General features: G+C 30.7%; 16 protein-coding genes and 1 pseudogene. 3 read left to right on the top strand and 14 right to left on the bottom strand.

Features of this window, described 5'->3' with window-relative positions; all coding sequences use genetic code 11:
* Positions 1–155 precede the first annotated feature (155 nt).
* From RCG18_RS15895 to RCG18_RS15880, 4 genes and pseudogenes are all read right to left on the bottom strand, one after another.
* On the bottom strand, positions 156–1184 hold the full coding sequence (locus RCG18_RS15895) for a DUF4179 domain-containing protein (protein ID WP_308037013.1): 1029 nt from the start codon (positions 1182–1184) through the stop codon (positions 156–158).
* Positions 1174–1701: a sigma-70 family RNA polymerase sigma factor gene (locus RCG18_RS15890; protein WP_308037012.1), complete on the bottom strand. Its 528-nt coding sequence runs from the start codon at positions 1699–1701 to the stop codon at positions 1174–1176. The genes RCG18_RS15895 and RCG18_RS15890 overlap by 11 nt, the downstream gene beginning before the upstream one ends.
* Positions 1702–1988: 287 nt before the next feature.
* Positions 1989–2552: pseudogene (locus RCG18_RS15885) on the bottom strand (class I SAM-dependent methyltransferase); the annotation flags it as partial.
* A 12-nt stretch (positions 2553–2564) separates the two neighbouring features.
* Positions 2565–2765, bottom strand: coding sequence for a hypothetical protein (locus RCG18_RS15880; RefSeq protein ID WP_308037011.1), 201 nt, complete (start codon positions 2763–2765; stop codon positions 2565–2567).
* A 221-nt stretch (positions 2766–2986) separates the two neighbouring features.
* On the opposite strand from RCG18_RS15880, the gene RCG18_RS15875 reads away from it, so the two are divergent.
* Positions 2987–3304, top strand: coding sequence for a TIGR04076 family protein (locus tag RCG18_RS15875; RefSeq protein ID WP_308037010.1), 318 nt, complete (start codon positions 2987–2989; stop codon positions 3302–3304).
* Between the two features lie 201 nt (positions 3305–3505).
* Here the strand turns inward: RCG18_RS15875 and RCG18_RS15870 are convergent, their stop codons facing one another.
* Entirely contained in the window at positions 3506–4051 is a 546-nt protein-coding gene (locus tag RCG18_RS15870; RefSeq protein ID WP_308037009.1) for a DUF4829 domain-containing protein, read from the bottom strand.
* A gap of 26 nt (positions 4052–4077) precedes the next feature.
* The gene (locus RCG18_RS15865; RefSeq protein ID WP_308037008.1) at positions 4078–4971 is read right to left on the bottom strand and encodes a LysR family transcriptional regulator; all 894 of its coding nucleotides are present in this window, start codon (positions 4969–4971) and stop codon (positions 4078–4080) included.
* A gap of 147 nt (positions 4972–5118) precedes the next feature.
* Between RCG18_RS15865 and RCG18_RS15860 the strand changes: the two genes are divergently transcribed.
* Positions 5119–5709 carry a DJ-1/PfpI family protein gene (locus RCG18_RS15860; RefSeq protein ID WP_308037007.1) on the top strand — a complete coding sequence of 197 codons (591 nt, stop codon included), beginning with the start codon at positions 5119–5121 and terminating at the stop codon, positions 5707–5709.
* 132 nt (positions 5710–5841) lie between these two features.
* Here the strand turns inward: RCG18_RS15860 and RCG18_RS15855 are convergent, their stop codons facing one another.
* The 6 genes from RCG18_RS15855 to RCG18_RS15830 all read right to left on the bottom strand — a co-directional run bounded on the left by RCG18_RS15855 (position 5842) and on the right by RCG18_RS15830 (position 13242).
* A complete protein-coding gene (locus tag RCG18_RS15855) occupies positions 5842–8469 on the bottom strand; it encodes an FtsX-like permease family protein (RefSeq protein WP_308037006.1) in 2628 nt (875 codons plus the stop codon).
* A complete protein-coding gene (locus tag RCG18_RS15850) occupies positions 8466–9149 on the bottom strand; it encodes an ABC transporter ATP-binding protein (RefSeq protein WP_178909931.1) in 684 nt (227 codons plus the stop codon). The genes RCG18_RS15855 and RCG18_RS15850 overlap by 4 nt, the downstream gene beginning before the upstream one ends.
* 148 nt (positions 9150–9297) lie before the next feature.
* Positions 9298–10299, bottom strand: a complete 1002-nt coding sequence (locus RCG18_RS15845; RefSeq protein WP_308037005.1) for a HAMP domain-containing sensor histidine kinase — start codon at positions 10297–10299, stop codon at positions 9298–9300.
* Between the two features lies 1 nt (position 10300).
* On the bottom strand, positions 10301–10978 hold the full coding sequence (locus tag RCG18_RS15840) for a response regulator transcription factor (protein ID WP_308037004.1): 678 nt from the start codon (positions 10976–10978) through the stop codon (positions 10301–10303).
* 310 nt (positions 10979–11288) lie between these two features.
* Positions 11289–12605 carry an amidohydrolase family protein gene (locus RCG18_RS15835; protein WP_308037003.1) on the bottom strand — a complete coding sequence of 439 codons (1317 nt, stop codon included), beginning with the start codon at positions 12603–12605 and terminating at the stop codon, positions 11289–11291.
* Between the two features lie 115 nt (positions 12606–12720).
* A complete protein-coding gene (locus tag RCG18_RS15830) occupies positions 12721–13242 on the bottom strand; it encodes a TetR/AcrR family transcriptional regulator (protein ID WP_374118911.1) in 522 nt (173 codons plus the stop codon).
* Between the two features lie 386 nt (positions 13243–13628).
* Here RCG18_RS15830 and RCG18_RS15825 point away from each other — a divergent pair, with 386 nt between their 5' ends.
* Positions 13629–15158: a thiol-activated cytolysin family protein gene (locus tag RCG18_RS15825; protein WP_374118910.1), complete on the top strand. Its 1530-nt coding sequence runs from the start codon at positions 13629–13631 to the stop codon at positions 15156–15158.
* Positions 15159–15306: 148 nt separating this feature from the next.
* Here the strand turns inward: RCG18_RS15825 and RCG18_RS15820 are convergent, their stop codons facing one another.
* Together RCG18_RS15820 and RCG18_RS15815 are read right to left on the bottom strand one after the other, a co-directional pair.
* Positions 15307–15579, bottom strand: coding sequence for a DUF3147 family protein (locus RCG18_RS15820; protein ID WP_308037002.1), 273 nt, complete (start codon positions 15577–15579; stop codon positions 15307–15309).
* Positions 15524–16048, bottom strand: coding sequence for a MarR family transcriptional regulator (locus tag RCG18_RS15815; protein ID WP_308037001.1), 525 nt, complete (start codon positions 16046–16048; stop codon positions 15524–15526). The genes RCG18_RS15820 and RCG18_RS15815 overlap by 56 nt, the downstream gene beginning before the upstream one ends.
* Positions 16049–16166 lie beyond the last annotated feature (118 nt).

Raw genomic sequence — 16166 nt, 5'->3', positions numbered from 1 at the left:
GTATATCTTAGTTAACGAATAATGTAATTATACAACCTTTATCAATACAAATAAATGTACTAATCCAAATAAAACTGCGGCTATTGTTACTTTATTTTGATTGATACGTTTTTACCTTAATTGAGACACTTTTATCTTGATTAGCACAAAATATATTATTTTACAAATTCTACTTCTCCTATGGATGCTATAACTAATTTAAATTTACTAACATTCTCATAAGAACTTAAAGGAAAGTTTGTAGATATTATTATCTTATTATTCTTTAAATCACTACTATAACTATTTGATAGATATTCTTTTCCTTCTTCATCTACTAACTTCATATTCTTCCCAGTAAATGTATCATCTTTATATTTTTCATCTACCGCAAAAGTTACATTAAATGATGTTGGGCTTGACTTAGCTGATATTATTTCAATTCCAGATGTATTGCTTTTTACTTTGTATTCAACAGAATTAGCTGTATCCGATTTTCCTCCACTAAGCTTTAAATCCCATCTTCCATCAATAATTTTTAAATTTTCAGAGCTCTTATAAAATATTTTAACAGCTTCTACTTCTATTACTGCATTTTCTAACTTAGGTATCGAACCGTTACTAGATTCAATGATCACATCATACTGAACTTCATTATTTGTTAAGTTTAATTCAGAATTTTTATCAGTGAATGAAGACATATATTGATTTTTCCCTTTTAGCGGTTTTGTATCTGGAATAATTTCTGCTATATAATCACCATTTCCATTTTTTACTCTATAATCTAATGAAATTCTATCTACTTTCCCTTTTAATATTTTTGAATCATCAAATTTTAACTTAAAGGATAAGCCCATTTTATTTGAATCTGCAAAATAACTATCTAATGTAACCTTTACACCTTTATTAAGAACGGAACTACTATTTTCATTAATAAATCCCTTGTTTACTGCTCGTTCCACACCTTTATCACTAAAATCAAAAAATGATTTTATATCCGCTCTTACAGATTCATTAGTAGCCATAGCTCCTAAAATAATAACACAACAAATTGCTACTGCTATTTTCCAGCCTGCTTTATTTTTCTTTTTTGATAGAGTTCGTATCCTATCATAAGTAGTATCTAAAGATATTCTAACTACGCTAGGTAATTCTTTTTCTTCATTTAAAACTTTAATTAATTGCTTTTCAAAATTATTTTCCATATTCAACAACTCCCTCACTCTTAAAATAATTTTCTCTTAATATAGACTTTGCTCTAGAGAGTCTCGATTTAATAGTTCCTTCTGGTTCTTTTGTAAATTCACTTATTTCTTTTGTACTAAATCCTGCAATATAATATAAAATCATGGCTAATTTATAATCTTTATTCAAGCTGTTCAGTGCATCTTCTAATTCAATTTTTATAAAATCATTGTCATTATGTTTTTGTGGCAATATTTCATTTACTAATATTACTTTCTTATTCTTATTTAGTATGCTATTGCATTCATTGATTAAAATTCTGCATATCCATGTATTAAAATATTCTTCATTTTTGAGTGCATGTATTTTTTCATAACCAATCATTACTGTTTCCTGTAAAGCATCAGCAATATCTTCATCATTAGTTAATATTCTGCTAGCCACTTTATATAACACTTGTTCATATTGTTTAATAAGATTAATAAAAGCTTCTCCATCCCCTTTTTTAGCCTTCCTCACTAGAATTTTAATTTCCATATATCTTCCACCTTTATTTTTAACATTTCAATATACGTATATTGTTCTTTCATAATATTAGATAAGAAAATTGTGCCATTAGTTGCATGATTTTAAATTTATTAGATATTTCTTCATATAATTAATTAGAATATCACGCTTAATTATTATTTTAATAGAAAGTATTTCAATCATAAACAAAATAAAAAAGAATCTCCATTATCTGAAGACTCTTTTCCACTTTATATATTTGCTGAATCATTTATTCGTATTTTCAATCAACATTTCTCTCTCCCAACTGTATTGCTTTACAGTTTTACTGCCTTAGTAGCAAAATATTTTGCACTATATTGACATATTTTATCACTATCCACATCTTCATAAAAATCGGCAATTAGAAATCCAGCCTTTGTCTGCCCACCTATTAAGTCCTCTAATGTATGACTATACTCGATAGCATTCTTATCTCTTATAAAATCTTCTATTCCCTTTTCATCAAGCTCATCAAAAGAATTAAAGGGCAGCTTATTTGTCACCTCGAAAATGCCATTATCCCACTTTTCACCATTAAACAGATAAATAAACGGGTTAGTTGTGCCAAAAAGAAATAGTCCGTCTTTTTTTAACACTCGATAACTCTCCCTAAATACAGGCAAAACATCAGGAATATATGTAACTGATACCGGGCAGTATATCATGTCAAAACTATCATTGTTAAACTGTGATAGGTCACACATATCTCCATGAACAGTTACTAAATCAAGATTATCACGTCTTGCAACAAATTCATCTTGCTTTAATTGATTCAATGAAATATCAAGAACAGTTACATTTGCACCAGTAGCTGCTAAAATTGGTGCCTGCTGGCCTCCACCACAAGCAAGTCAGAGAATTTTAAGTCCCTCCATTTTTTGAGGAAACCACTCTCTTGGAACGTTTTTAATAGATGTTAGTTTAATACCAAACACCCCATTCCGTGCTTTTTCTATCTCTTCGCCTGTTACGGGAATTGTCCAGCACACACTATCCTTTACACGCTTATCCCAAGCAATTTCGTTTTGTTCAATCACTTTTCTTTTATCCATTATTGTACCTCTCATTTAGTTAGTGTTTTGATTTGCTAAAGTCTATATCATCCTATTCTCTAAAGGATTTTAATATTAATGTACCATAACTATTGAATTGTTGTCCAAATATGTAACACTTTTCATAACTATAAAGGTTATACAATACATGGTATAATATTAATTAAGAATCAGTCATAAGACATTATAAAAAGTAACATTTACAAATTGGAGGTATAGACATGGAAATTACAAAGTATTATGATGTTAAAATTACAATTTTAAAGAAATTAAAGGTTGAGGATATTCATGAAGATTACGCCAAAAGTAATATTCCTGTAGTTTGTGCAAAGGGACAAGAAGGCGATGAATACATATCAAAAAACTGCGAGATGCCAAATAAATTCTGTGTTGGCGCTTGGGAAGGATTGAAAAGCAAAGTTTCTCTTTTAGCGTCAGGCGGTAATAGTCCTTATGTAAACCAAGATGGAATAGCAATACATTCATGTAACGACGGACTTCACCCAGTTATCTACAAATTAGAAAGGATAGAAGCTTAATTTTAAATAATTAATTCACACTTTTATCCAGCTACGTATCTAGTTCTTTTAGACACAAAAATACACCTCTTAAGGTAGACAGATTTTTGTTTTTAATCTGTCTACCCTAAGGGGTGAATATTATTCTGAATAATAAGGTATTTTAAAAGATTACTCGGTTTTAAAGGTTGTGACACTTAAAGATAGCATTGTTTGATTATACTAATACCCATAAGAATCTATTAACCAAGGTGAATTTTTGTCTTTTCTAGTTAAAATATAATTATATTCATAACTTCCACTATCATTTGGACCTATTCCTTCTTTTTTATATTTAACTTCAAAATCTACTTTAAATATAATTACATTTTCTAATTCCGATTTTTCTTTTTCTAAATCTATTATCTGACCCTTTTTTCTACCGCGTATGTAGATTTCCTTATTTGTTTGATTAGTGTCCTCAATTATATTGTTGACTTTAATATATTCTAAGTTATCAAACCCCAATGATGATTTTGAGGAATGATTTTTTTCAGTTGTTAATGAATTCATACCTTCCAAATTCTGTTGATTATAGTATTTAAAATATTCTTCTATAACATCCTTAGGTTTTAAGAAAGCTGTTTCAACACTTTTATCTTTTGGATTTTGGGTTGTACATCCTGTTAAAATCATTAATAGGCATAAAATTGTTAATACAACTTTCTTATTAATAATAAACACTCTTTCCAAATATCTATTTATAATTGTGTTATTGTCAATAATCACTTTTTTCCTCCCCAGAATATGAACATTTATTCCCAAACCTGAGAATCCTTCAATGCAACTTCTATTAATTTAATCATTGCTAATGATAGTCTTTTGTTTTTATGGTATACAAGCTGAGTTTTAAACTTATTCATTGATGCACTTACCTCCACTATCTTAAGACTTCCTTCACTCAGCTCATTTCTAACAGCATACAATGGCAAAAGTGAAATTCCTAAACCATTTATTACGCACTTCTTGATAGCTTCTATACTTGAAAACTCCAAAGGGTTTGAATATCTTACTTTCTTCTGCTTTAAGTAATTTTCAAAAGCTATTCTAAAACTACAGCCTTTTTCACTAAATATAATACTCTCCTTTATTGTTTTGCTTTCTATGTCTGTTGTTAAAAACCTTAAATCTTCTTCTTTTTCAGCTATAATTACCATGCTCTCATTTTTTAGATTTTTAACAATCAAATCTGTATCTGTAATTTCAGGTTCAATAGTAAAGATTATATCCAACTCTCCATTATGCAGTTTGCTTCTTAAATCACTACAAATTGAGTTTTTTAAAATAATATTTACATTAGAAAAACTTTTTTTATATTCCTTTAAGATTTTCCCTAAACGGTATATAGATAAAGATTCACCAGCTCCAATGATTAAATCTCCAGATACCTCATTTTGTTCTGAGGTTATGTTTTTAATTTCTCTATAAATCTCCAACATTTGTCTAGCGTATGGAGTTAAGGACTTGCCAACATTGGTCAAAACAACCTTTTTACCTAAACGGTCAAATAAGGCTTCTCCTAATTCATTCTCTAAAATTTGAATATGGGAAGTAATAGTTGACTGCGCATATACTAAATGTTCTGCTGCCTTTGTAAATCCACCAAGCTCAACTATAGTAATAAATGTTTTTAAATGTCTAATCTCCACTATTTTCATCCCTTTACTTTTTTATGAATAGTATAATGATATCATATATTTCGATGGTTTACTTCATTTATTTCAATTTTACTGATGATATAAGTTGAGTTATACTTAAGAAAATCCAACAAAATATTGAGGGGAGCTTGTTTAATTATGAAAAAAGTATTATTACTTCTTGCTAATGGTTTTGAAGCTGTAGAGGCTAGTGTTTTCACAGATGTTATCGGATGGAACAAATTAGAGGGCGATACTACTACAGATCTGGTTACTGCTGGAATGCGAGAAAAACTAAAATGTACCTGGAACTTTACAGTAATTCCAGAAATACTTATAAGCGAAGTCAATGTCGATGAATTTGAAGCACTTGCAATTCCAGGTGGTTTTGAAGAAGCAGGTTTTTATGAGGATGCCTATAGTGAAGAGTTTCTAAATGTGATAAGAGAGTTTGATAGAGCTGGAAAGATAATATGCTCTATTTGTGTCGGTGCACTGCCTATTGGAAAAAGCGGGGTATTAGCTGGAAGAAATGCCACAACCTATAATTTATTGAAGGGTAAAAGACAAATACAACTATCAGAGTTTGGTGCAAATGTTCTTAGCGATGAGCCTATTGTTGTAGATAAAAATATAATCACCTCCTATAATCCTTCTACTGCTTTCGATGTTGCTTTCAAACTCCTAGAATTGCTTACTTCCAAAGAAAACTGCAATGATGTTAAAAAACTAATGGGATTCGAAACATAATCGTAAAATCTATGTAAATAAAATGAAAAACCCTTGAAAAATCAAGGGTTTCAAGATAAAGTAGTCAACGCATATATGCCCTTTATAATTTATTTGGGCAGATAGAAAGTAATCAAATGGATTGTGTTTACACTACTCACTTTTCAACACATCTATAATATTTTCTTTTTTCACCTTTGCACTGGAGTAAAGCATTGCTACTCCCACTATTATGAATACAGCAGCTACAGCTAATAATATACTTACCCATGGAAGAGTGAATTCAAAGCTGAATTTCTCCATAAGAGTTCGGTGGATCAAGTACATTATGGCAATACTTATCGGAAGACCGTATAACAGTGCTTTAATACCATAGAATATACTTTCATAATTTATCATCTTGTTAAAGCTTTCTGGTGTCATTCCGATAGACTTTAGCATTGCAAATTCCCTTTTTCTAAGAGCAACACTGGTAGATATAGTGTTAAGTATATTGGCAACACAAATAGTTGTAATTAGAGCTATAAATCCATAGGCAAAGACTGACATCAATACAATTGTTTGATTATCTTTTTGTCTGTTCATAAATACATTTTGAACATGACCTATAATTCCTTCACCAGCGTTTCTAATTGTTTCAATGCCTGCCTGAAGTGCCATAGGGTCATTGCTTTTTATAAACAAACTTGTATTTAGATCTTTGATTGTATTTTTGTGGTCATTTACTATTTTATCGAATACTTCTTTAGATACTACTATATTAAAACTTGGGTTTTTCCCCTCTGATAAAACACCAACAGGCAATTTATCCGTAACTGAAGTTATTTCTACTGGAACTAGAGGTACATCATTCTCTGGTTCCCAATTATGATACATTAAATCTAGTTTCTGTCCCTTATTTATTTTTACTGCTTTTGCCTCAACATATTTTTTTGATTGCATATCCTTGTATTTAGTTGTATCAATAACTATTGCTGAAGGTTTTGTTGTGTCCTTCAATGAGTTAAAATCCACACCAACTTCTTTTGCATAAGATTTTAAAGCTTCATCATTCAGAGCATTTACACTAACATCATATGGATATGCTCCATTTTTCATTGTACTCTCATCTTTACCCTTTAAATAGTCCGCCATAAACTCTTTATTAATCCACACTCGCGCATCAAAAGTGTCTATTTCATTACACTCTGTTATATTCCCCAGTGAGTTTATTTTTTTAATTGTGTTATCCTTTGCTTCTAAGTTGTCCCCTCTAAGTAAGTTGTCCCCTCTAAGTAATACATTTATATCAAAATTCATTCCTTTTTGGCTAAGCACTGTGGACTTCTTCAAGTCGGAAGTAAAGAAAGACACACTTAAAAATAATATCATGCTGATAACTAAAGAAAATACTGTTGCCTTATATCTGCCCTTGTTTCTTTTTAGATTCTTAAGACCTATAGTCCCTTCAACTCCGAATATCTTTTCTGTAAGTTTTGAAACTTTTACTTCCTTGCCTGTTAGCTTAATATCTGATGTTTGACGAATAGCGTCAATAGCTGATATCCTTGATGCTTTTCTTGCAGGAACATAGGTTGAGATTAAAATAGTAATAGCAGAAATCACAATTGCAATTATAATAATTAAAGGCGATATAACTACTCTAAAACTTTCAGTAACGCCCAAGGCTCCATTTATCATATAATTTATACATAAAAAGGTAAGATTCATCCCTAAAAATCCACAAATAATTCCAATAGGAATACTTATTATTCCAATAACAGCTCCTTCAAAGAATACAGAATCCCTTTTTTGCTTTCTAGTAGCTCCTACACTTGATAGCATACCTAAATGTCTTGAACGCTCGGATACAGAAATAGCAAAAGCATTATATATAAGCGAAACAGATCCAACCATAATAATTATCATCATAATAGCTGCTAAAGTAAGAATCATACTATACAAAGTGTCATCCTTGACAACGCCATAGTATCTTAATAGATTATCATTAAACTCTACTGTTCCTATTTTATTTTGGGCAGCTATACTTTTGGCGTGATCAAATAATCCCCTATTAATATCTTTTAATATAATAGAGGCATTTGCCCTTTCCTTTGAGGTAATAGTATTTTCATCTACATAGGATAGCACTGTATATCCAGGTGCCCATGTAGGTTCAAACTTAGGACGTTTTATTATACCTACAATCTTATAAGTTTTTGTATTTTCCTTTGTCAAGAACTCTTCAACAGCACCCTTGCCTTTCTGCAGCTCAGCATATTGTGTCAAAGCTTTGTTTTTATCGTCACCAACTTTTGAATACCTCTTACCGATGTCAACAGTTAGAACATCTCCTATTTTATAGTTAACTTTAGCATTATTTATAATGGCCTCTGAAATTACAACTTCATTTGAAGTTTGTGGAACTCTTCCCTTTACTAATTCAATAGGGAATTTTTCAAAACCTTCTTTATTATACTCTCGAATAAACATATAAGGTTTACCTGAATTTTGACTCCCATTTAGAAGCGCACAGCCTATGTCCCTACTTAAAATGATTTGTTTTGTTTCTTTATCATTTTTTATAGCCTGAAGTTGAGTATTATTAACATCTTTATAGATGACATGCCATTCTCCTTCATCGGATATACTTTGTCTTTGCTTTAAATCCATAAAGGAAATTCCAAGGGTAGCCACTCCAGTTATCATTGCAGCTGAAATTATTACGCCTATTATAGTTATAAGAGTTCTTTTCTTATTCAATTTCATATGTCTTAAGGTTAACTTGTTTATTATATTCATGGACGGATCACCTCGTCCTTCTTAACTTCACCATCCTCTATAGCTATGATTCTATCTGCCTGTAATGCAATGCGCTCATCATGAGTTATTATTATAAGAGTTTGTTTAAATGTCTTATTAAACATTTTTAACAGTTCAATTATTTCACTGCTATTTTTGCTGTCTAAATTTCCAGTAGGTTCGTCTGCCAGCATTATAGCGGGATTGCTTATAATAGCTCTTCCTATAGAAACTCTCTGTTGTTGTCCACCTGAAAGCTGATTAGGCAAATGGTTTAATCTTTTTTCTAAATTAAGTATTTTTATAATCTCATCAAGCTGCTTTTTATCCACTTTATGCCCGTCGAGCAGTAATGGAAGGGTAATATTTTCTTCCACATTAAGTACTGGAATAAGGTTATAAAATTGATATATAAGGCCTATCTGTCTGCGTCTGAATATGGCCAGTTGTGTTTCATCCAAATTATAGATATCAGTATTATCTACTAAAACCCTACCGCTGGTTGGTCTATCTACACCACCAAGCATATGGAGTAAGGTTGACTTTCCAGATCCTGATGGTCCAATAATTGCAACAAATTCTCCTTTTTCTACAGAAAACGATACATCATTAAGTGCCTTTACTGCAGTGTCTCCACTTCCATAGACCTTAGACAAATGCTCTATTCTTAATATTTCCACTGTAAAACCTCCAAGTCTTTTATTATGGCTTTAGTATATATAATTCAGATGACTTTATGGTGACTTCATTATTACAATTTAGTCACCTATAAATGCATAGGCCTAAATGCTTTCTCATTGCAAGAAATATATATAGGACTATAATACCTTACACCGTTACCTTATAAAATTTAATATTAAAACATGTCCCTTCATTCTTTCTACTTGTTACGCTTATATCCCCATTTTGACTTGTTATAATACTTTTAGCCATTGCAAGACCTATCCCAACACTTTCTTCACTTGTATTTTTACCCTTATAAAATCGTTTAAAAATATATGGTAAATCTTCTTTTTCTATTCCACTTCCGTTATCTGAGATTTTTATTTCTGTAAATAAAGGGTTTTCATCAAAGAAAACCGAAATTGCTCCACCTTCTTGAGTATGTTCTACACAATTTTTTATTATGTTGATTAAAGCCTCAGTAGTCCAGTTTAAATCTCCAATAAAGCTTACATTGCTATCGCCTTTTATGATTAATGTTTGTTCCTTAATTTCTACTGGAATAAGAAGAGGCTTAGTCGCTTTTTCAATGAGTTTTGATACAGCTACTTTGTCCCTTTTAAAACTCACCGTTCCAGCATCTATTTTAGATAGCTTTAGCAAAGAAGTTAAAAGCCACTGCATACGATCAAGCTGCATTTCAATATTCTTAGTAAATTCAATTCTTTTTTCCGCCTTTAAATTATTATCGCTTAGTAAATCCGCCATAACCATCATAGATGTAAGCGGTGTCTTTAGCTGATGAGATATGTCAGAAATAGCCTCTGCAAGCTGCATTTTCTCTTTTTTAAGAAGTTCTCCTTGTTTTGAAAGCATGAGAGTTACCTTGTAAATTTCATTTTTAAGTATACTTAACTCTCCCTCTGCGTTATCTCTAATATCCAAGGAATATTCTCCATTACTAATACGCCTTAAATAACCCGAGAGCTTTTCAATCTCTCCATACTCTCGCTTTATGAATAAAAAACTACCGCCAATTAAGAGGGAAAAAGCAGCAAGGGATACGATTCCCGCAAGAATATTAATCAGAAAAATGCAAACTATTGCTGCTATAGATATACTAAAAGCAGTAATAAAAAATATTCTCACTTCTCTATTTCTTAGCATACTAATCACCAACCTTATATCCCATACCCCTAACAGTCTTTATAATTGTAGGTTTTTGTGGGTCATCTTCTAATTTTTCTCGTATTCGCTTTATGTAAACTGTTAGAGTATTATCATTTACAAAATCTCCTGCCACATCCCAGATTCCCTCTAAAAGCTGATTTCGAGATAAAACCTGCCCTGGATTATTTGCAAAGATTAGCAATAAACGATATTCCAGCGCAGTAAGGATGATTTCCTCGCCATTTTTATAAACCTTTGCATCTAAGGTATTGATACGAATATTGTTTAACTCCAGTATGGTTTTGGAATTGTTTCCTTTGCGATATCTACGCAGTACGGATTTTATACGGGAAATAAGCTCCCTAATACGAAAAGGCTTTGTTATATAATCATCTGCCCCCATATCAAGTCCCATTACTACATTTACTTCATCGTCACAAGCAGTTAAAAATATAACTGGTGCATCTCCTTTTTCTCTTGCTATTTTGCATAGTTCGTAACCGCTTCCATCTGGCAAAGATAAATCAAATAAACACAGATCAAATTCATTATATTTTATAGCTTTCTTAGCGGAGGAAACATCATGACAAAGTATTGTAGTGAAGCCCTCCTGCTCCAGAGAATATTCGAGGCCGGCTGCAATGGTTTTATCATCTTCAACTAGTAAAATTTTCAAACTACATCACCTCTTTTAATACATTTAATCTTATTATATCAGCATGTACTATTTTTAAGTGACTAATTTGTAATAAAACAAATTTTCTTATGTATCTTTATATTAAATAAAACCAGTCAAAAGGAGCTCTTCACCCCTTAGACTGGTTTTATAAGATTTAATGAAATATTACGTGCATTAATTATATGCTTGAAATGTTCTATATCTTCATGCAGCTTTGAACTTATAATATATTTCCCGAGAAATGAAGTTATATATCTATATTTATAAACAAATTTATTATATGCTCTATCTAATGTTAATATTAAAACTATTGTATTGACTCTAAAAGATCATCAATTTCCTTTAACTTCTTTACTTTAGGGTTATTAATCACATTACCTTTAATGACAACCATAGATGGCTTTGATAAAACCCTAATATTTCTTAAAGGATTTTCATCTAACACTACTAAATCTGCATTTTTCCCTATATCTATTGAACCAGTATAATTATCAATTCCAAGAATTTCAGCATTTGATTTAGTTGCATGATAAATTGCCTGTTTTGGAGTAATTCCTATATATCTAATGAGATACTCTAACTCTCTCCATGTATTATAGTGTGTCACATAAGCCATTGAAGCATCAGTACCTAGTCCAATCTTTATATCATTTTCTAAGGCTTGTTTTACACAGTTAATCATTCCATTATAAACAATAAGCGAATTTTGCTTAGTTATTTCATTTATTTTAGTAATATTTTCATCTAAAACACTCGTAGGAATTGCAGCATGAAAAGTTGGTATAAGAGCTGAATACCCTCTTAGTGCTTTAGGATTGTCTTTAAAAAGACTTATAATTTCATCATCCATTTCAGCTCCATGTTCTATTGTGTCAACTCCACCCCTTAAAGCAATTCTTAGACCTTCCTTGCTTTCTACGTGTGCAGCAACTAAAAATCCATTTTTATGAGCTTCATCACAAATAGCACTTACTTCCTCTTCAGTCATTTCCAATCTACCAGCCTGTCCTACTGCTTTACCATCAGTAACTCCTCCAGTGACACAAATCTTAATAAAATCAACTCCATTTTTAATGTTTTTTCTAACACATTTTCTTCCTTCCCAAGGTGAATCGCTAATTATAGATAAATATGGGGAACCATGTCCTCCTGTTATACTTATCATATGTCCAGAAACTATAAGATTAGGCCCTAAATATTTATTGCTATCTATATCTTCCTTTATCTCTACGTCTTTATATAGAAAATCTCCTACACATCGTATAGTAGTGACCCCAGAATTTAATGCATTAATCGCATTGCTTTTCATTCTATGCTTTAAAAAACCTTTTCCTAGTTTTGTATTTAATAATTTAAAAATTACTTTTTGTTGTCTATCATTTGCAGCAGCTTTCAATGGTTTGCCACTAGAAAATAAATGTACATGAGCATTTATTAAACCAGGCATTACATATTTATTTTCTATATCAACTATTTCATAGTTTGAGGGAATCTCTATTTCATACCTATTCCCTATTTTGTGAATAATTCCTTTATCATTAATTAAAATTACCATATTATTTTTAGGCTCGTCTAAACTCCCATCAATTATATTGCAGTTTATAAATGCATAATTCTTATTCATATTTTCCTCCTTTAATTTTGAATATTGAATACGTTATTCATTTTTGAATTAAAAAAAATCGCCAAGTCAACCTTGGAATTGCCGATTTTTTTCGCGTCTCTAAATTTTTTATATGCTATTCATTCAGGCCATTGATACCATATAGCCTATATATATTAAGGGCTTTAAAAATAGTTATTCTACTCTCTTCACTCATTTCTTCCTTTAACACATCCAGTACCATATTTATAAGACTATTTATTATTATTTTCATTAATCTAACACTTTCCTCAACACATAAATTATATCTTTTATGATCTTTTCTTAAGTATGTTCTTTTTGCTACAATAATAGAATTTATTAAATCCTCTTTAGCAGTTTCATATCTTGTTCCCTTGCTTTTTTCAAAAATAATTAAAAGCTGCATACGGTATTTTATAACCATATTTATATGCTCTTCAGTTAAAAAATCATGCTCTCCATTTTGATAATTATTTAAATAGTTCTTATTATAAGTATGAACACTTTCAACAAGATATTCCTTCAAAAAAATCATAAGTGTTTCTGGAACTACAGAGTAGAATAAATCTTCTTTATTTTTAAAGTAAGTATATATATTGCCTACAGAGACATTAGCCTCTTTTGCTATATCACTCATTTTAGTATCTAAATAGCCGTTTTGAGAAAAAATTTTAAGGGCCGCATTTTCTACTTCTCTTTTTACTTCATCTTTTTTGCCTGCACCATATAAATCTCCTTATAAAACTGAATGATTAATTCACTTTTGAGTTTAATACTATTAATAACTTTTGTCAATATAATTTATCTACTTATTTCAATGCCAAAAAAATTATCGTCATCTAGTCTTATGGCATCCCCCTGCATCTTATTTCATTATTTATTTAACTGTGCCTCGTTATTTATAAGCAAATATGCTTATCACTAAAATATAATACAAATTTTAATTCAGTTAAATATTTATCAACTTGAATTGACTTCTATGGAAATTCATGGTATAATTTGTTTAAAAAAGGAGGGGATTTCTTGAAGATTATAAAGCATTTTAAGATGACAAAATTATTAATAGGCCTATTGGTTAGTTTATTTGTTATTCAAAATCCACTTATTTGCTTTGCTGAAGCGCCTACAACTAGTTTAGCTAGTGGGACAAGCAAAACTAGTGATATTGATACTGGCATAGCAAACTTAAATTATAATAAAAATGAGGTTTTAGCAGTAAATGGTGATAACATAGAAAGTTTTGTTCCAAAGGAAGGCTTAAATTCGGATGGAAAATTTATAGTAGTTGAACGTAATAAAAAATCGCTTACAACTTCACCAGTGGATATTTCAATTATTGATTCTATGACTGATCGTACATATCCAGGAGCATTACAACTTGCAAATGATTCTTTTGCTGACAATCAACCTAGTGTATTAGTGTGCAAGAGAAAGCCTTTAAATATTAGTATAGATTTGCCAGGTATGAAAAAAGAGAATACAATAACCGTTCAAAATCCAACATATGGTAATGTATCTGGAGCAGTAGATGAGTTAGTATCTACTTGGAATGAAAAGTATTCATCAACACACACTCTACCTGCAAGAACACAGTATTCAGAATCTATGGTTCATAGTAAATCTCAAATAGCAAGCGCTCTTAATGTTAACGCTAAAGTTCTTGATAACTCACTTGGAATCGACTTTAATGCTATATCAAATGGAGAGAAAAAAGTTATGGTTGCTGCATATAAGCAAATATTTTATACCGTAAGTGCAGAATTACCTAACAATCCATCAGATCTTTTTGATGATAGCGTTACTTTTGAAGAATTAACCCGTAAAGGGGTAAGTAATTCAGCTCCACCTGTTATGGTGTCAAATGTGGCTTATGGAAGAACAATTTATGTAAAATTAGAGACAACCTCTAAGAGCAAAGATGTACAAGCTGCCTTTGAAGCATTAATTAAGAATAACGATGTAAAATCTAGTGCACAATACAAAGATATTCTTGATGAAAGTTCATTTACTGCAGTAGTGTTAGGTGGAGATTCAAAAGAACATAATAAAATTATCACAAAAGATTTTGATGAAATACGAAATGTAATTAAAGATAATGCAGAATTTAGTTCTAAAAATCCAGGATACCCAATTTCGTATACAAGTGTTTTCTTAAAAGATAACTCAGTCGCTGCTGTTCATAATAAAACAGATTATATTGAGACAACATCTACAGAGTATTCTAAAGGTAAAATACTTCTTGATCATTATGGTGCATATGTTGCTCAATTTGAAGTATCCTGGGATGAATTCTCATATGATGAGAATGGAAAAGAAATACTGTCTCATAAAACCTGGTCAGGAAACTATCAAGACAAAACGGCTCATTACTCTACAGTAATACCACTTCCGCCTAATTCAAAAAATATAAGAATTATGGCAAGAGAGTGTACAGGCCTTGCATGGGAATGGTGGAGAACAATTATTGACGAATATAATGTTCCGTTATCAAAGGAAATAAAAGTTTCAATTGGAGGAACTACATTATATCCAAAAGCTAACATTAGCTACTAATCATAAGAGACATCCTTTTGGTTCCAATATTTAATATATGACCAAAAGGATGTCTCTCTTTATATTTAGCATATCCGCACTATTATTTGGGGTTTGAAATAAGCCTGAACCTAAAACAATTGCTATTTAGTTACGTCTTGCTAATTATCTAATTAAATACAGAGTTTTGGATAACCAAAAAAATTCCCCATCCACAAATTCCCAAGAAAATTGATAAAGCTAATGATATATACGATCTTAATGACATTGCTACAATCAATAACAATATTATTGTTGCTGGAAATCCCTTTAAAACACCAAATACGAATTTGCTGAGATTTTGAGTTTGTTCACCTTGTATATAAATCCAAATTAAGCTCAACAAACTAACTAATGGCAATGCCGCAATAATTCCTCCATATGTCGGAGATCCCTTTGCCATTTCTGTTACTACTCCAATTATTACTGCTGAAATCAAAACTTTTACTATCGTAAACACTTTTTGCCTCCTCGCTAAATATCAAAAATGCCTTCTCTATTATTTCTAATTCGGAGTTACTAAGAGAGTCAAAAACTTTCTTTAATTTAGTCTCATCCAATTTTGTATGACGATACAGCTTATATTTACCTTCTTCAGTTATTTTGACTATAGTTTTTCTTTCATCTACTTCACTTCTTTGCTTAGTAACGAAACCCTTATTTATTAGTCTTTTAATGTGTTCAGAAGCTGTATTTGAGGATGTATCTATATGTTTTGCTAAATCTCCAATAGTTGCCTCTTTGTTTTTATCAATGTATTGTAACAATCGAATTGCTTGGTGAGTTAAGTTGTCTTTATCTACATTATGTAGTAGATAGTAAATATCCGTCCATTGTTCATTAATTATTTTAATACTATTTTCTAATTCCATAATAATCACCTCCGTTTATATCTTAATATACGATATAATCGTTTGTCAAGATATAAATAAATTTTCAAATACAATAGGAGTTATTTTGATGCATAAAAAAACGCTGAATATATATTCA

This window comes from Clostridium sp. OS1-26 (genome assembly GCF_030915445.1).
Classification (GTDB): Bacteria; Bacillota; Clostridia; order Clostridiales; family Clostridiaceae; genus Clostridium_AM.
Note: the sequence above shows the minus strand (reverse complement) of the source record. Positions and strands in the feature narration are given on the sequence as shown.